The sequence below is a fragment of the Fretibacterium fastidiosum genome (assembly GCF_964642095.1).
GTDB lineage: Bacteria > Synergistota > Synergistia > Synergistales > Aminobacteriaceae > Fretibacterium > Fretibacterium fastidiosum.
This window is the reverse complement of sequence record NZ_OZ209244.1, coordinates 440,918-457,198: the sequence shown is the minus strand read 5'-3', so window position 1 is coordinate 457,198 and position 16,281 is coordinate 440,918. Positions and strand designations below refer to the sequence as shown.

The window sequence follows — 16,281 nt, the reverse complement described above, 5'->3', positions numbered from 1 at the left end:
CATGAACGGAAGGTTCAAAAGGCTGTTGGGGCTGAGCCTCGTCGTCGCCCTGACCGCGGCTGCGCCGGCGTCGGCCGTCACCGTCGGAAAGGTGCTGAGCTCCGACAAGGGCATCGTGGCCGCCGCGCACCCCCTGGCCGCCGAGGCCGGAGCGGAGGTCCTGGAGGCGGGCGGCAACGCCATCGACGCGGCCGTCGCGACGAGCCTTGCGCTGGGGGTGGTGGAGCCCTACGCCTCCAGCCTCTTCGGGGAGGGTTACATGGTGGCGCGCATGGCGGACGGGCGCACCTGGTCCATCGACTTCCGCAGTTGTGCGCCCGCTATGGCCAGTTACGAGCAGATGGCCCAGGAGGGCTTTAAGACGACGGGCGACATGAAGCTGAAACTGCAGGGCGCCTGCGTCCCCGGACTTCCGGCGGGCATCCGGGAGGTCATGAGCAGGGGGGCGACAAAACCCCTGACGGACCTGGCGGCCCCTGCCATTCGATACGCCGAGGACGGCTTCGAGGTCAACCGAACGTTTTCGCAGATCTGCAAGGACAACTTCAAGACGCTCAGCGAGAACGCGCCCGACTTTTTGAACGAGGGCCTTGCCTGGGAGTCGGGGGAGACATTCAAGAACCCGAAGCTGGCTGCGACGCTGCGCCGCCTGGCGGAGAAGGGCCTGGACGACTTCTATCGGGGCGGCGTCGCCGACGACATCGACGCCTTCATGAAGGAGAGGGGCGGCTGGGTCCGCAAGGAGGACCTGCAGGCCTACCGCGCCGTCGAGCGCACCCCGCTGCAGGGCCGGTACAAGGGCTACACCATCACCGTGGCGGGGCTTCCCGTCGGCGGCCCGCGCCTGATCGAGAACATGAACCTCTTCGAGAACTTCAACTTTGCCGCCATGGGTTGGGATGACCCGCTGAGGCTGCACATCATGCAGGAGGTGTTCCTGCTGACGGCTTCGGACCTGAGCGCCTACGTCGGCGATCCGGCGTTCAGCAGGACGGCTGAGCGCGGCATGGCGAACAAGGAGTACGCAAAGCTGCGCCTGATGAGCGTCAAATTGAGCGGCGCCACGACCTCCGAGGACTGGGCAGCGGGCAAGAGCAGAGCCGGGGATGCCCCCGCGTTCGAGGAGGGGATGGGCCTGAGCGATTACCTGACCCTGCCTGCGGCTGCGGCCCTGCCCGCGCAGGAGCAGTTCGAGTCCGTCTCCACGACGCACTTCTCCGTTGTGGACCGCTGGGGCAACGCGGTGGCCTGGACTCAGACCATCTCCGGCTTCTTCGGAACGGGGTACTGGCTGGACGGCTTCTTCATGAACAACGAGATGGGCAACTTCTGGAGCAGGCCGAGCCCCGAAGGGAACGGCGTCAGCGACATCCAGCCCGGCAAGCGCGTGCGCACCACGATCTCCCCCATGATCGTGGACCGCGCCGGCAAGGTGCGCTGGGTGCTGGGCACGCCGGGCGCGGGACGCATCGTCCCGACGCTGTGCCAGATGCTGATCGACCTGATCGACTTCAACATGTCGCTGGAGGAGAGCATCAACAGCCCGAAGATCATGAGCTCCTTCAACTCCGGGGAGGGAGTCTCCCTGATGGAGATGGAGAGCGGCTACTCCGAGGGGACCATCAGGGCCCTGGAGCAGGGCTTTGGCCACAAGGTCGAGATCAAGAAGTTTCCTGACCTGTACTTCGGCGGTCCCAACGCCGTTGAGCGCGGCCTGTTCGACGGCCGCCTGACCGGCGTGGGCTCCGTGCGCCGCGGGGGCGCAGCCGCCGCGCCGGACCGGTAGGCGACGGCCTCTTTGAGAGAGGCCGTCCTCCATTTTTTGTCTTGGGAGGTCTTTTCATGTCTTTCATGTCTTATGCGAAACTGCGGCGTGCAGCCGCTCTCGCTGCGCTCATGGCGCTGTGCCTCGTCCGTGCCCCCGCCGGTGCGGAGGCGGCCTTCTTTCGCCCCGACGTCCGACCCGGATACGGCGTGACGAAGATCGGCTGGCTCTCCGACTACTGTGCCCCTCTGAAGGGGACGAACCTGGACGCGCCCGTCTACTTCATGGAGGGGGCGAAGCCCGGCGCGACGATGCTGATCCTCGGCGGCACGCACCCCCGTGAGATCGCGGGGCACACGGCGGCCCTCGTCGCCGTCGAGAACGCGCGCGTCCTGGAGGGCCGCCTCATCGTCGTCCCAGCGCTCAACGCCAGCGGCTACGGCCTGCACGACAAGGCGACGAACCTCCCACGAAGCCACAGGATCGAGACGCGGAGCGGCGCGCGCCTGCTCCCGCTGGGGGATCGGCGCGTCGACGTGGTGGACCAGGGTCAGCCGGACCCGGACCAGTACCGCCATCAGTCCGGCGAGGTCATCCCCGGCTCGAAGGGCGGCGACGGGGCCGAGACGCGCAACATCAACCGCGCCTACCCCGGCCTTCCGGACGGGACGCCCACCCAGCAGGTGGCTTACGCCGTCGTGCAGCTGGTGCGAAGCGAGGACGTGGTCCTGGAGGTGGACATGCACGAGGCGGACACCCCCAGCTGGTGCCTGGACCCCAGGACGGGCGAGACGCGGCAGGGCGGGCGGCTGGCCTACATGCTGATCTGCAACCCCAGGCCGGAGGCCATGGAGATCGGCGCCGAGGTCGTGGTGAACGTCGGCGACGCCGTGGGCTTCCCCCTGAAGATCGAGCAGTCGAACCGGAAGTTCCGCGGCCTGAGCCACCTCGAGATCGGCGACGCGACGCCCTGCCTCTCCTTCCTCTTCGAGACGCCGAACCCGGGGCAGGACGACTGGCGCGAGGCGCCCGACATCATCCGCGACGTCCGCTTCCCGCTGAAGCACCGGGTGGGCCTTCAGCAGCAGGTGTTTCAGGAGCTCGTCAACGTCTACAACGCCGGCCACGACAGGCACCTCGTGATCGAGGGTCTGCCGGACTACAGGACGCTGATGGAACAGGACGTCGGCGCGTGGCTGAACTGACATGGCGACGGCGCTGAGGCGGGCGGCCTGTCTTCTGCTGGCGCTTGCCCTGTCCTGCGCGTCCTCCTCACAGGCCGCGTTCCGCCTGGACGTGCGGCCGGGCTACGGGCTTACGCGGATGCTGTGGCTCTCCGACTACAACGCGAACCTGCGGGGGAGCGACTACGACACGCCGGTCTACCTCCTGAGCGGGGACAGGCCGGGCGCCACGGCGCTGGTGATGGGCGGGGTCCATGCGAGGGAGATCGCGGGCGTCGCGGCGGCGACCCTGATGGTGGAGAACGCCCGCGTCCGGGAGGGGCGGCTCTTCGTCGTGCCGTGCGTCAACGCCGCGGGCATGTCCGTGCCGGACAGCCTGGGGAACCGCCCCCGCGTGCTCGAAGTGGCGGGCCGGAGCGGGGCGCGCTTCCTGCCATGGGGCGACCGGTACATTCCGCTGCGCCCCGGAGAGAAGGACCCTGAAGCGTTTCGTCACCCGTCGGGCTTCGTGCTGAAGAACGGCGCGGAGTGGCGCAACATCAACCGGAACTACCCCGGCAGGGCCGATGGCACGCCGGCGGAGCGGGTGACCTTCGCCGTCATGGAGCTGATCCGGCGGGAGGGCGTGGCCTTCAGCCTGGACATGCACGAGGCGCGGACCTTTGAGGACGCGATGAACCCCAAGACCGGCAAGGTGGGCAAGAACAGCCTGCTGGCGAACTCGCTCATCGCCCACCCCAGGGCGCTGGACCTTGCGGCGGAGGCGCTGTTCCTGCTGGAGGAGCGGGGGACGTCGATGAAGCTGGAACAGTCCGCGCCGGGCTACCGAGGCATCTGCCACTACGAGATCGGGGAGAACACGGACTGTCTGGCGTTCCTGTCGGAGACGCCCAACCCCGGCATGAACGAGTGGAGCGCCAGCCCTGATCCGCTGGGGCTGCGGGGGTACCCCATCGCGGAGCGCGTGGGGATCGCCGTCGAGGTATTCCGCGCGCTGTGCGCGGCGTACAACGACCGCTCCGAGCGAAAGATTGTGGTCGAGGGGCTGCCGACGCGGGGTGAGGTCCAGCGCGACGGCCTGAGGGGCTGGCTGAATTAGAGGCACCGCGGGCAGGGACCTCTCCCTTCGTCCGGCGTCCTCCGCGGCGGAGGCTGACCCCTGTAAGTTGTGAACGGACGTGCAGGGACGTTTCAAATGCACTATAATAGTTCAACATTGAGTACCGTGGTGTGGCATTTGAGACGATCCTGAGGGAGGTTCGGTTTTTTATGTTTTTTGGAGGGAGCAATGGGAAAAAGAAGGACGAGGGCGTCCGTATGACGCCGGACGAGCTGCGGGAGCTGGAGGCGTTCATCGCCGCGCTGCGTCGGGGGGACTTCGAGAGCGAGGCCCCGGAGTTCGAGGACCCGCGGCTGAGGAACCTCAGCGCCGCGCTGGGGGGCCTGCTCTGTGCCCACGCGGACGAGTACCTGAAGATGACGCAGGACATCAACGACGTGCTGTTGAGCGCGACGAAGGCCTCGGAGGTCCTGGCCGGCCTGGCGGAGAAGTACCAGAAGATATCGGCGGGCGTCCGGGAGGACCTGAGGACCGTGGACGAACTGACCTCCGACGTGAGCGGCATGTCGAGCATGATATCGAGGACCGCGGAGCAGACGACGCAGGGCGGCGCGACCATGGAGCAGGCCAAGACGGACATCCACGCCCTCGCCGCGGGCAACCAGGCGGCCGGCGAGAACCTTCAGGCCATGACGGAGAGCATGAGGCACCTGAGCGACTCCATGGCCGACATCGACAACCTGGTCAACATCATCAACGGCATCGCGGTGCAGACGAATCTGCTGTCCCTCAACGCATCCATCGAGGCCGCGCGGGCCGGCGACGCCGGCAGGGGGTTCGCCGTCGTGGCGGAAAACGTCCGCCAGCTGGCCGAGGAGTCCAAGCGCTCCGTCGCCCAGATCGGCGACCACCTCAACGGCATCCGCACGGACGTCATGACGTTGGGCGAGAAGTTTGCCCAGCTGTCCGACGGCTACGCGAAGAACACGGAGAGTATCGACAAGACGACGGAGGACGCGGACGGCCTCACCGGCGTGTTCGGGGATATCGGAGAGGCCATGAACGGCCTTGCCCCCGTCGCGGAGAAGCAGGCCGCCTCCTTTGAGGGGATCAGCGCCTCCCTGCACGATACAGTGGAGAACATCCAGGCCGTCAACGAGGACACCAGGGGATGCAACGACGCGATCTTCAACAGCCTGCGCAAGATCAACGACATGCGCGCCGGACTCCTGAAGTACGACCTGCCCCTTCAGTCCAACGACATCATCGACCTGGCCAAGACGGACCACATGCTGTGGCTGGCCCGCGTCAATCAGATGATGTGGGGCAACCTGGACCCGGACCCCGACGCAGCGGCGGACTACGCGAACTGCCGCCTCGGCAAGTGGTACGCCGGCGAGGGCAGGAAGAGGTACGGTAGCACTCAGCCCTATCGCGACCTGGGCGGCTGCCACGAGAGGTTCCACCGCGCCTGCGCCGACGCCATCCGCGCCTACAGCAGCGGCAAAAAGGAGAAGGCCAGCGCCATGGTCCCCGGCATCATCAGCCTTTCAAAGGAGGTCCTTCGGGCGCTGGACGCCATCAAGGCGCTGCGCGTGTAGTGGCCCGCTGAATCGGCTGCGGCCCTGCGGAACGGTCCTTTGCGGACCGCCCCGCAGGGCCGCAGTCCTTTGTTCCTTCGAGCCCTACGCCGCCGTTCTCGTCGCCCTTCGGTGCAGCGACAGCATCACGAGGAAGCCCGCCAGGGCGAAGGGCACCCCCATCAGAGCCGTGTAGGGATAGCTCAGGCCCAGCTCTCGCACGGGCAGAGCGCCGGCCCAGGCGCCGATGGCGTTGCCCAGGTTGAAGCCCACCTGCGCGCAGGCTGCCCCCAGCATCTCGCCGCCCGGCGAAAACCGGATGGCCAGGAGTTGCTGCGGCGCGGAGAGGGCGAAGAGCACCCCCGTCCCCAGGAACGTCAGCCCCAGGGCGGCCCAGCGGTTGGCGAAGAGGAAGAAGATTCCCGTCAGCAGGAACAGGATCGAGCCCTGGAGGGCGAAGATGACCTTGGTCGGGGCGAAGCGGTCCGACAGGCGGCCGCCCAGCAGGTTGCCCATCACCATGCCCAGCCCGGCCCAGGCCGCGATGAGCGTCATCGAGTGGGGGGAGAAGCCCGCCGTTTGGGTTATCAGGGGATTGATGTAGCTGTACCAGCAGAACACCCCGCCGTTGCTCAGCGCGATCCCAAGCAGCAGCAGCCAGGGCTTCGCGTCCTTCAGGAACCGGAACTGTCCCCTGAACCCCCGATCCGGGAGCGGCTCCTGATAGGGGATCCAGAAGCGGACGGCAAGGATCATGAGGGCGCCCAGGACGACGGTGGCGATGAAGGGCGCGCGCCAGGAGACGAAGTTTGCCGCCAGCGTGCACAGGGGGACCCCCGCCATGTTGGCCACGGTCATCCCCGCGACCATCGCGGACACCGCGGAGGCCTCGCGCCCCGCCCGGGCCGTGCGCTGGGCGATGATGGACCCCACGCCGAACCACGCCCCGTGGGGCAGCCCTGAGATGAATCGGGCGGCCAGCAGCACGTAAAAGGAGGGAGCCAGCGACGCCGTCAGGCCTCCCGCCGTGCAGAGGCACGCCAGGGCCAGCATGATGCGCTTCAGCGGCTGCCGCCGCGCTACGAGCACCACCAGGGGCGCGCCGGCGCACACGCCCAGGGCGTAGGCCGAGATCAGGATCCCGGCGGTGGGCACGCTGACTCCAAGCGCCGCCGCAGCGGGCTCCAGGATGCTCATCATCACGTACTCCGTTATGCCGAATTCGAAGGTCCCCAGCGCCAATGCCAGCAGGCTCTTGTTCATCAAGACCGTCCTTTCGCGACCGGGCGAAACGCCCTTCGGGGCGTCGCCACTAAAAGTATTCGACCACGACCCGGCTTTCGCTCACGCAGCGCCGCAGGTTCTCCGTGACCAGGACCTCCACGTCCCGGAGGGTCAGCCCCTCCTCCACCGCGAGGCCGCCCCTGCGCCGGACCAGCACGGCGCCCAGCTCCGGGTGCGCCCTCAGGAACTCCATGGAGCGGGCTGAGCCCATGATCATGAAGCTGGTGGCCAGGGCGTCCCCCAGGGCCCCGTCCGGGGTGACCAGGGTGGCCGAGAGCATGTCGTTCCGCACGGGATGGCCCGTGCGCGGGTCGAAGAAGTGGGAGTAGCGCACGCCGTCGATGACCTTGTAACGCTCGTAGGCGCCGGAGGTGATGACCGCCGTGTCCCTCACCGCCAGGGCCAAAAGCGGCCCGCCCCCGTCCGACAGGGGGTCGCGGATGCCGATGTTCCATGGGCTGCCGTTCCTGCCCCCCAGGAGCTGGACGTTGCCCCCCAGGTCGATCAGGGCCGCGGGGACGCCGCGCCGGCTCAGCCCCTCCGCGATCCGTGCCGAGGCGTAGCCCTTGGCGATGCCGCTGAGGTCCAGCACCGCGCCGGCCCGCTTCAAGCGGATGGCGGGCGGGGGGCCGGGGAGGAGCTCAAGCCCCTCCGGATCCGTGAGGGGCAGCAGGGCGTCCAGGCTTGCCTGCTGAGGCAGGACAAAGGCCTGGCTTCCGGGGTCTGCCTGACGCCGGTTGATCCGCCAGAGCTTCGTGACGGGGCCGATCAGCGGGTTGAAGACGCCCTCCGTCGTGCGGCAGGCCTCGGCGGCCCGCGAGACGGCGGCGAAGACGTCCGGAGGAACGGCCACGGGGCTTCCTCCGGCGCTGCGGTTGACCCGCGACAGGTCGGAGCCCTCGTCGTAGATCGAGAGCTCGTGGTCCAGGCTTGTCAGGAGGGCGAAGGCCCAGTCCAGCGCGGCCTCGGCCTCCGCCCTGGGAAGTCCTGCGACGCGGAGCCGGATCACCGTGTTCATGGCCAGGCCGTCGCGCCGTGCCCCCACAGGGCGCTCCTGAGGCCAAAGCGCGACAAGCCCCAGCAGGAGCGCCAGGGCAGCGGCCCACAGGACACCCTTTAAGCTTTCCTTTCGTATGACGGACACGTTCGACACCTCCCAACGCATTATAGCGTTTTTCGCCCTCGCGTGCAGCATCCGAGGGGTCTTGACGACAAAGGGCGGGCCCTCCCCAGGGGGAGAGCCCGCCCGACGTTCCGGCGTTCTGCCTACAGGTATCCGTTCTGCTTCAAGAGCTCTCTGGCCTTGTCCATGTGGCGGGCCGGCATCTTGATGACGGGGCCGGTGCAGCCCATGGCGGATTCGGCGTAGATGTTCGCCTTCCAGAGGACCTTGACGGCGTTGTCGATCTCCAGGACGTCGATGCCGTGCAGCTCGTCGTCCGTGGGCTCCGCGGCGGGGGCCTTCACGTCCTCCTCCGCTGCCGCGGCCCTGGGCGTCAGGGCCGCGATCTCATCGTCCAGCCCGGCCTTGCGGGCCGCGGCCAGTTCCTCCGCCACCAGGGCCGGAAGGCCTGCCGCCACGACGGCCGCCGTGAAGCCCATGGCGTTCGCGATGACCGGCGCGCCCGACGCGCGGGAGACGATGGAGACGACGTTCTTCCAGCCCTCGCCGCAGGAAGGACCGTAGCCCCAGCCCGTGGCCTCGAAGGAGCCGCCCGTGGTGAAGGAGCTGAACATCTTGCACAGCACGTTGCCGGTCAGGGTGTCCGTCACGCAGACGTCCACGGCACCGCTCAGGATGTCGTTGCCCCGAAGCACGCTGCCGCCGTCCGCCCGGGTGGACTGGCCGAAGGTGATGTCGTAGCCCTTTTCCTTCATGTGGGACAGGGAGCGGAAGACCGGCTGCGCCGTGTCCACGTTCAGGATGCCCACCGTCGGGTTCTTCAGGCCCAGTGCCTTCGCCGTGGCGATGCCGTAGATCGCGTTGCGCAGCATGGCCTCGCCGCGCACGGTGGAGGAGGTGCCGGTGGTGGAGGCCAGGATCATGGGGGTGCCCCTGCCGGGGGTCAGGACCCGGCCGATGGTGGTGACGCCCAGGGGGAAGGGGAAGTGCATCGCCACCGCGCCCTCCACGCGCCCCTCCTTCACGGCGGCCTCGAGCGTTTCGGGGACGTCCTCCGCCGCGCACTCGATGTACTCCAGGTCCTCGTAGCCGGGCAGGCGCGGCCCGATCATGACGGGCTTGACGTTGTGGTAGTTCTGCATGGCGAGGCGCGCGCCGCGCGCGATCTCCTCCGGCCCATGCTCGCTGCCGGCGGCCATCAGGCCGACGCGGACCTTGGGGCCTCCGCTCCTGGCGGATTCCACGAGCTCTGCCAGGGCCGTGCCGACTAATTTTTTGATCGCATCAGACATAGCCCGTGCCCCCCTAATTCAGCTTCTCCGCGACTTCGGAGAGCGCCTCCAGGATCAGGGCCTTCACGTCCTCCTTGCTGACGGCCGCTCCCGATGCCCCGCCGCCGGTGGGGGCCTCGATGAGGAAGGAGGCGCCGTCCGCCAGGTTGGTCAGGCGCGCCAGGAAGAGGCTGCCCTTGCCGATGATCATGACGCGCTTCATCTTGCCCGCCCGGATGCCCTCGCAGGCCGGGCCGATGAAGGGCGCTCCTGCGGGGATGTGCCCCTGCGTGGGGGCGTAGCCCACCGTCCCGTGCTCTTTGATGAAGGACTCCATGTCGGCCTTCTCGATGGCCTTCTTCATGACGGCGAGGGCCGCGATCATCTTGATGTTGGCCAGGGGCACGTCGCCCGCGCCGGCCGGCATCGTGATCTCGTGGTTCTGCAGTTCGGGGGCGAAGCGATCGACGTCCGCGAAGGTCAGTCCCGCGGCCTGGAGCGGCTCGAAGGTCAGGGCGGAGGTGACGGCCTGAGGGGCGCCCCCTGCGCCGACGGTGTGCTTGCCCAGGACGTCCAGTCGCATGACGGGGTTGGTGCCGTCGTCGGGGACCAGCAGCACGGCGAAGCTGCCCACGCAGTCCTCCAAGGCCTTGAGGCCCTTTTTGACGTGGTCGCGGCTGTTCATGTAGAGCTTGGGGATGGACCCGCCCGCGACCACCGCGATGTTCCTGCGCGCGCCTGCGGCCACCTGCGAGGCCGCTGCGATCATCGCGTTGACGGGGCCGGCGCAGAAGCCGCGCACGTCGCAGCCGGAGGCGTTGGTGCAGCCCGCGACCTCGGCGATGGCCTTGGCGAAGTTGCCGCCCGCCCTCTGCCCAACGTCCCCTGCGCCCTCCTCGGAGCACTCGATGACGAAGTCGAGGTCCGTCGGGGCCATGCCGCTGTTCTTCAGCAGGTGCAGCAGGGCGAGGACGCCCGACGCCTTGCCCGCCAGGTTCTCCATCAGGACGTGGGCGGTGAGGCAGGCGTCCGTGGGGTGCCCGCTGCGGACGCAGCCCACGACCTTATGGTCGAAGTAGAGGGGCAGCGCGGCGCGGTCCTTGACCTCCTCCTCGATGGCGGAGAGCTCCTGCATGTTCTTCGTGCGCAGCACGCGCTTCACGATGGCCTCCGTGATGATGGGGTCCTTGCCCAGCTTCTCGGCCGCCGCCGCCGCAAAGCCCTTCTCCAGCCACACCAGCTCAAACTCGTCGCAGGCGGAGATCAGCGCCAGGAACTCGTCCTCCGGCATGATCTCGCCGAACTTGCCGTAGCGCTTTGCGTCGCTCAGGCGGTTGTCGATCCAGGGCGCCTTGGCCGCCTCGAACTCCTCGTAGCTCAGGCCGCCGATGTAGGCCTGGTTGGGCGCATACTGCAGGGCTTCCTCGTAGGTCTGCAGGTGCTTGGGCAGGGCATCGACGTACTCCTTCTCCTTGCCGCTGTGACGGGCTTCGTAGGGGGTGCCGCCGTAGTAGCTCCCCGTCTCGGGCGCGTGGTTCAAACAATAAGCGTAACTTTTGATACCGACTGTGGACATCCAGAGTCCTCCTTAAAAAGAGCTTGCGGATCACCCCCATGGGGGTCCTTATATCATACCTCAAAATTCTTCCGGGCGAGGGGCGTAGCGTCGCTGCCGCAGTGGGTGGGTACAAAGCAGGGGCCCGGGAACAGCTCCTGGGCCCCTTGAGGATGGCGTTCTGCTATTCCGTGAACACCGTCTGCTCTGAGATATCCGTCTGAAGCGCCTTCAGGGCCCTCTCGACGAGGCGACGGCGCAGAGCCTTTTCCTCCTCCGGCGTCCTCGTGGGATCGCCAAGCGGGTGCGGGATCGCGATCGTGGGGACGATTCGGTTCGCACCGACCGTGAGGGAGATGGGGACGATCGTGCACATGTGAACGACCGGCAGCTTGCGCTCAATTTCCTTGACCATCGTTGCACCGCAACGAGTGCAGGTGCCTCAGGTGGAGGTCAGGATGACGGCGGTAACCCCGTCCGCCACCAGCTTGTTGGCGATCTCCGCGCCGAAGCGCTTGGCGTTGGCCACGGCGGTTCCGTTTCCAACGGTGGTGGAGAACTTGTTGTACAGCTTGCCGATGACGCCTTCCTTTTCCATATCGCGCAGCACGTCCACGGGCAGGACGCGGTCCGCGTCCTGGTCGGCGTAGGTGGCGTCGTAGCCGCCGTGGGCCGTGCGGTACTTGTCGGTGGTCAGGTCCATCACGCCCGTGATGTCGTAGGTGCCGTAATGGCTGGCGCTCGAGGCCTCGATGTGGTCCGGGTTCCCCTTCGGGACGATGCCGCCCGAGGTCACCAGGGCGATCGTGGCGTGCTTCATGTCCTTCACCGGGGGCTGAGGGGGAACGCGGTCGAAGACCGGCATCTTGTACTCGGTCTCGAAGGGAAGCCCCTTCATCTTGGCGACGAACATGTCGACGCAGCGCTCGGCGGCGAGTTTTTCGTAGAACTTGTTCTTGCGGATGCCGCGCTCGATGTAACCCTCCTCCGCCGGCTTGCCCAGGGGCTCCTTCTTCAGGAGCTTCATGAGCAGCTTCGCCATGGCGGGGACGGCCTTCTTCATGCCGACGGCGCTGTCCGGCGTCTCCACGATGTAGAGGGCCTTCTTGTACATCTCCACGCCGGGGTTCTCCGGGTACATGCCGCTGACCACGGGGATGCCCAGCTCCTTCGCGACGGCCGCGCACATTGCGCCGCAGGCCGTGCCGTAGCGGCCCGCGTTGAACGCAGGCCCGGCGATGAAGGCATCCGGCTTGTACTTCTTGATCATCTCGATGATGTCCGCGCTGGCCTTCTCCATGTTGGAGGCGAAGTAGGAGTCGCCGCAGATGACCGTGGCGACCACCTCGGCCTCGGAGCCCAGGGCGCCCTTCAGGGCCGTGCCCGGCCCCACGACGCCCTCGCGAATTTCGGGCTTGTAGTCGGCCTTTTCCTCTCCACCGATGCCAGCGTAGAACTGGTTGATGTAGTGAACGATGCGAAATGCCATGTCAATCCCACCTTTCCTGAGTTGCATCCAATCAGATGATATGCTGGTCTGCGTTGATCGCAGACGGGCAAGTTCAGTCACCGGGTCGATTAATCGATCGCACCCTCGCTGTACTGGTCGCGCATGCCCTTGACAGCGGCGGCCAATGCCTCCGGATCAAGCACCATCTCCATCATGCTGATCTGCTCCTCCCAGGCCTTGGGATCACACTCGGCACGAATGACGGGATCGAAAATGTGATAGACGGGGAGTTTCAACGAAACTCCGGCGAGCGGGCCTGCGAAAGTCGGGTCCCCGTTGCTGACGGTCTCTGCGTAGATCTCCGCGCCCTCGGCGTCGGAGGAACCCAGAATCACGATGCAATCGGTTCCGTACTTCTCACCAGCATCCTTGACGCGCTGCTGGTTCTGCAGGTCCATCGCCCCTGCGGCGGTTCAGACGAAGCACTCGGTGGCGGAGAAGAGGATCTCAGCGCCGCTGTCCTTCAAACATGCTTCCATGGCCGGTCCGGGAACGCCATCGCGCTCACCGAGAAGCAAAAGCTTCTTGCCTGCCAGTTTCCCCATGTTTGACACCTTCCTTTCTGAGATATAAAAACTTCAAAAACCGATGCCCTCTTGGCGAAGGACAACCTCGAAGGCTTCCTTCAAGGGGGCTGGTGCTGTGATTGAGAGGCGTCGTATGCCCGACTAGTCGATCGCACCCTCGCTGTACTGGTCGCGCATGCCTTTGACAGCGGCGGCCAATGCCTCCGGATCAAGCACCATCTCCATCATGCTGATCTGCTCCTCCCAGGCCTGGGGATCGCACTCGGCACGAATGACGGGATCAAAAACGTGATAGACGGGGAGTTTCAACGAAACTCCGGCGAGCGGGCCTGCGAAAGTCGGGTCCCCGTTGCTGACGGTCTCTGCGTAGATCTCCGCGCCCTCGGCGTCGGAGGAACCCAGAATCACGATGCAATCGGTTCCGTACTTCTCACCAGCATCCTTGACGCGCTGCTGGTTCTGCAGGTCCATCGCTCCTGCGGCGGTTCAGACGAAGCACTCGGTGGCGGAGAAGAGTATCTCAGCGCCGCTGTCCTTCAAACATGCTTCCATGGCCGGTCCGGGAACGCCATCGCGCTCACCGAGAAGCAAAAGCTTCTTGCCTGCCAGTTTCCCCATGTTTGACACCTTCCTTTCTAAAGTTCCTTAACTTAGGATTTTCCTGAAAAATCGGGCCGGGTCCGGCTACAGCGTGTAGGCGCCCAGCTTCGTGTAGCCCAGCTCGCTCGTGGCGCCCGTGATGGCCTGGAGCTCGACGGTGATCGTGCCGTCCTCGGCCAGGGAGCCCTGCCAGCCACCCGCGATGACGTTGGCCTCCTCGGCGTAGCCGATGACCTTCTGCATCGGGGGCAGAACGATGACCTCGTTGGCGTTGCCGGCGGTGACGCAGGCGTCGCCCTCGGGGCAGGAGTCCGCCAGGGACTGGCTCGCGCCGTCCTGTCCGGCGTACTCGTCCGTCATGAGCGTGGTCTTGATGCCCAGGCGCTCCGCCTTCCAGCAGTTCATCACCAGGTCGGCGTCCGGGTTGCCGAAGCCTTCCTCGCTGATGACCACGCCATCCAGACCCAGCATGGCGGCCAGCTTCGTGGCGTAGGTGCTGCTGCGGCGCTTGTCGGCCAGGGTGACGTTCTCGTTCGTGACGATGCAGGTCACGAAGTTGAAATCCCGCCCGTGGCGCTTCAGCATGTCCGCGATGATGGGGTTGTTCTGGTGGGAGTAGGTGCTGTTCTTGTCACAGGCGGAGACGCAGTTTCCGGAGGCGATGGCGCCGTCCATGACCTCGAGCGGGGAGAGGACCGTCGGCAGGATCTTCTTCACGTCCACGCCGTAGAGGTAGGTGTCGTGGAGCAGACCCTGGGTCTGGAGCATGTAGAGGTAGCCCACCTTCGGCAGGCCGGGATGGGCCCACATGGCCTCCTTGATGTTAGCCTGGTTGTAGATCTCCACCTTCTCCGCCTTGACGTCGGCACAGGCCTTCGCCAGATAGGCAGCGGCCTTGATCCCAGCCACGCGGCAGGCCTTCTCGTAGTCGTGCTTGTCCATCTCCGGGTCCGACGGCTCCAGGACCAGGACGACGTTGCACGTCTCGGAATAGGGCGTGTACTCCGCGCCGGGGCCCGTCATGTCGATGATGCCCTCCTGGAAGCGCACCAGCTTGCCGGCGGTGACGACGGCCGCGCCGGAGAGAACGAGCGTCTTGCCCTCGCCGACGGTCTCGACGTCGCCCAGAATGCCGGGGAACACCTGCCCCTTGCCCTCGATCTTCCAGCGGGGCTCAACGACGTCCTTCACCGGCATGATGCGGACGCTCTCGCCCGGCATCGCCAGATCGACGTCGAGGTTCTTCCCAAGGAGCGGGTCCTCGGCGATGAGGTCCAGCAACTCCTTCTTGTTCACGGTCAGAGTGCCGCCGGAGAAGCCGGTCTTGTCGCCGAACTTAAGCTGCTTGACAAAAAGCTTGTGAAGTTCCAGTCTCATAAAAAGTACTCCTCCTTTCCAGCTCCTGTCGTTCTCAGGAAAGCCGAGAACGCCTTTCGGGCGACCCCGCGCTTCCTGAAAACCGATACCATGGGTGAGGGCCGCGCCAGCCACGGACTCCGCCGTGCCGGCCTGGACGCCTCACCCGAACGCACGCTCCGGTTTAGAGCATCTTGTCGACCTCGGCCGTGATGCCCTCGATCGACGTGCCGTCGCCGCTGAGGCGGGCCACCTCCGCACCGCCCTTCCAGAAGAGGAAGGTGGGCTGAGCCATGACCTTCAGGCCGATGGCCACGCGGCGATTCTTGGAGGTATCCACCGAGCAGAACTTGACCTTGCCCTCATACTTCGGGTTGTCGGCCAACTCGTGGTACTTCGGCATCAACGCCATGCAGGGACCGCACTTGGGCCCCCAGAAGTCCACCACCACAGGGATGGGGCTCTCCTTGATTTCGGCCTCGTAGTTCTCCTTCGTCAGTTCAACAATTGCGCTCATCTTGATTCACCTCCTTCCGCTGGGTTCCCCGTGAAGCAAAAGGGACGCGGGGTGCAGCGCCGCCTCCCGGCGGAGCTGCCCGTACCGCTCCAGACTTTCCTTCATCAACTCGGAGTCGATGAAGGCATAATCCGCACGTCTGCCCTCATCTAGGGCCGAGGGGACGATCATCCGCTCCCGGCACGCCTCGTAGACGCCCACGGCCTTTTCGATCATGGAGAGGGACTCCAGGTCCACGAGGGCCCCCGGACGTTCTTCGAGCAGGATGGAGCGAAAGGGCTGATGGTAGGGACGCAGGTTGCCGCAGAGCGGGTGGGTGAGGAGGATGGACCCCAGGTGGATGGAGTTGCGAACGGCAACGAGCACGTCCAAAGAGGACCCGTCGACGAAGCGTCCGCACCGCACGCTTGCGCACAGATCCCTGTTGTTGGTGATGAGCACGGTCTTGTTCATTGCCGCCCTCCGGACCTCCCGTGTTCTGTCACCTGAGCACATTCAAAAAGAACGATGAGTGTGTGAGCTATGCTCGGTTCCAGACTCCCGTCCGGATGCGATTCTCTTTGCCTGAGAGTTTCAGCGTCACGTGGGCGCGTTGCCCCTTCGGCGTCCCGCCACGGCGGGATCTCTCTCGCATCCTTCATTCGGGAAGCTGCCACAGCTGAACCATATCAACTCAGCTCTATACTGGATTATAGCGGACTCGACGGAAACGTCAATATGGAAAAAAACTTAAACGGACACCCTCGCGGGCGGGGCTTCCCCCTGCGGTGGCCCGCCCCCGACGGAAAACGCCCCGTCTCGTCACGGGGCAGCCGGAACGCCTCCTGCGAAATATATTCTGCGTTGTATCGTGAAGTGCGAATCGGCAACAAGCAACCGTCAATTCATCTGCGGGCTGCCGGTTTCGATCGCGCTTCCCCCAGGAGGGGCGCTTGCGGTTATAATATTC

The 16,281-nt window shown here is 66.0% G+C and carries 14 protein-coding genes and 1 riboswitch; of the genes, 4 read left to right on the top strand and 10 right to left on the bottom strand.

Annotated features, from left to right (window positions below):
- Position 1 precedes the first annotated feature (1 nt).
- The 4 genes from ACK28C_RS02025 (at position 2) to ACK28C_RS02010 (ending at position 5,610) form a co-directional block, all read left to right on the top strand.
- Positions 2 to 1,786 (top strand): gamma-glutamyltransferase family protein, encoded by a 1,785-nt coding sequence (locus tag ACK28C_RS02025; RefSeq protein ID WP_409152388.1) that lies wholly within the window; start codon positions 2 to 4, stop codon positions 1,784 to 1,786.
- 56 nt (positions 1,787 to 1,842) lie between these two features.
- Positions 1,843 to 2,970: a hypothetical protein gene (locus tag ACK28C_RS02020; protein WP_015556754.1), complete on the top strand. Its 1,128-nt coding sequence runs from the start codon at positions 1,843 to 1,845 to the stop codon at positions 2,968 to 2,970.
- Between the two features lies 1 nt (position 2,971).
- Positions 2,972 to 4,048: a succinylglutamate desuccinylase/aspartoacylase family protein gene (locus tag ACK28C_RS02015; protein WP_015556755.1), complete on the top strand. Its 1,077-nt coding sequence runs from the start codon at positions 2,972 to 2,974 to the stop codon at positions 4,046 to 4,048.
- A 170-nt stretch (positions 4,049 to 4,218) separates the two neighbouring features.
- Positions 4,219 to 5,610, top strand: coding sequence for a methyl-accepting chemotaxis protein (locus ACK28C_RS02010; RefSeq protein ID WP_015556756.1), 1,392 nt, complete (start codon positions 4,219 to 4,221; stop codon positions 5,608 to 5,610).
- An 84-nt stretch (positions 5,611 to 5,694) separates the two neighbouring features.
- Here ACK28C_RS02010 and ACK28C_RS02005 read toward each other — a convergent pair whose 3' ends face one another.
- From ACK28C_RS02005 to ACK28C_RS01960, 10 genes are all read right to left on the bottom strand, one after another.
- A complete protein-coding gene (locus ACK28C_RS02005) occupies positions 5,695 to 6,852 on the bottom strand; it encodes an MFS transporter (RefSeq protein ID WP_015556757.1) in 1,158 nt (385 codons plus the stop codon).
- 49 nt (positions 6,853 to 6,901) lie between these two features.
- Complete coding sequence (locus tag ACK28C_RS02000; RefSeq protein ID WP_208873391.1) at positions 6,902 to 8,017, bottom strand: FAD:protein FMN transferase; 1,116 nt, start codon at positions 8,015 to 8,017, stop codon at positions 6,902 to 6,904.
- Between the two features lie 122 nt (positions 8,018 to 8,139).
- Positions 8,140 to 9,288 (bottom strand): glycine/sarcosine/betaine reductase complex component C subunit alpha, encoded by a 1,149-nt coding sequence (gene grdD / locus ACK28C_RS01995; RefSeq protein ID WP_015556758.1) that lies wholly within the window; start codon positions 9,286 to 9,288, stop codon positions 8,140 to 8,142.
- Positions 9,289 to 9,301: 13 nt separating this feature from the next.
- Positions 9,302 to 10,843: a glycine/sarcosine/betaine reductase complex component C subunit beta gene (gene grdC / locus ACK28C_RS01990; RefSeq protein WP_208873393.1), complete on the bottom strand. Its 1,542-nt coding sequence runs from the start codon at positions 10,841 to 10,843 to the stop codon at positions 9,302 to 9,304.
- Positions 10,844 to 11,006: 163 nt separating this feature from the next.
- Positions 11,007 to 12,311, bottom strand: coding sequence for a glycine reductase complex selenoprotein B (grdB, locus tag ACK28C_RS01985; RefSeq protein WP_208873395.1), 1,305 nt, complete (start codon positions 12,309 to 12,311; stop codon positions 11,007 to 11,009).
- 89 nt (positions 12,312 to 12,400) lie between these two features.
- Positions 12,401 to 12,877, bottom strand: a complete 477-nt coding sequence (gene grdA, locus ACK28C_RS01980) for a glycine/sarcosine/betaine reductase complex selenoprotein A (RefSeq protein ID WP_409152387.1) — start codon at positions 12,875 to 12,877, stop codon at positions 12,401 to 12,403.
- Positions 12,878 to 13,000: 123 nt separating this feature from the next.
- Positions 13,001 to 13,477: a glycine/sarcosine/betaine reductase complex selenoprotein A gene (gene grdA, locus ACK28C_RS01975; protein ID WP_409152386.1), complete on the bottom strand. Its 477-nt coding sequence runs from the start codon at positions 13,475 to 13,477 to the stop codon at positions 13,001 to 13,003.
- Between the two features lie 66 nt (positions 13,478 to 13,543).
- A complete protein-coding gene (locus ACK28C_RS01970) occupies positions 13,544 to 14,836 on the bottom strand; it encodes a glycine/sarcosine/betaine reductase component B subunit (RefSeq protein WP_015556761.1) in 1,293 nt (430 codons plus the stop codon).
- Positions 14,837 to 14,999: 163 nt separating this feature from the next.
- Positions 15,000 to 15,332 (bottom strand): co-chaperone YbbN, encoded by a 333-nt coding sequence (locus tag ACK28C_RS01965; RefSeq protein ID WP_015556762.1) that lies wholly within the window; start codon positions 15,330 to 15,332, stop codon positions 15,000 to 15,002.
- A gap of 6 nt (positions 15,333 to 15,338) precedes the next feature.
- Entirely contained in the window at positions 15,339 to 15,785 is a 447-nt protein-coding gene (locus tag ACK28C_RS01960) for a GrdX family protein (RefSeq protein WP_015556763.1), read from the bottom strand.
- 88 nt (positions 15,786 to 15,873) lie between these two features.
- A riboswitch (glycine riboswitch) is annotated at positions 15,874 to 15,973 on the bottom strand.
- Positions 15,974 to 16,281 lie beyond the last annotated feature (308 nt).

Coding starts and splice junctions, on each gene's coding strand:
- ACK28C_RS02025 (WP_409152388.1), top strand. CDS start 2: ATGAACGGAAGGTTCAAAAGGCTGTTGGGGCTGAGCCTCGTCGTCGCC.
- ACK28C_RS02020 (WP_015556754.1), top strand. CDS start 1,843: ATGTCTTTCATGTCTTATGCGAAACTGCGGCGTGCAGCCGCTCTCGCT.
- ACK28C_RS02015 (WP_015556755.1), top strand. CDS start 2,972: ATGGCGACGGCGCTGAGGCGGGCGGCCTGTCTTCTGCTGGCGCTTGCC.
- ACK28C_RS02010 (WP_015556756.1), top strand. CDS start 4,219: ATGTTTTTTGGAGGGAGCAATGGGAAAAAGAAGGACGAGGGCGTCCGT.
- ACK28C_RS02005 (WP_015556757.1), bottom strand. CDS start 6,852: ATGAACAAGAGCCTGCTGGCATTGGCGCTGGGGACCTTCGAATTCGGC.
- grdD (WP_015556758.1), bottom strand. CDS start 9,288: ATGTCTGATGCGATCAAAAAATTAGTCGGCACGGCCCTGGCAGAGCTC.
- grdC (WP_208873393.1), bottom strand. CDS start 10,843: ATGTCCACAGTCGGTATCAAAAGTTACGCTTATTGTTTGAACCACGCG.
- ACK28C_RS01970 (WP_015556761.1), bottom strand. CDS start 14,836: ATGAGACTGGAACTTCACAAGCTTTTTGTCAAGCAGCTTAAGTTCGGC.
- ACK28C_RS01965 (WP_015556762.1), bottom strand. CDS start 15,332: ATGAGCGCAATTGTTGAACTGACGAAGGAGAACTACGAGGCCGAAATC.
- ACK28C_RS01960 (WP_015556763.1), bottom strand. CDS start 15,785: ATGAACAAGACCGTGCTCATCACCAACAACAGGGATCTGTGCGCAAGC.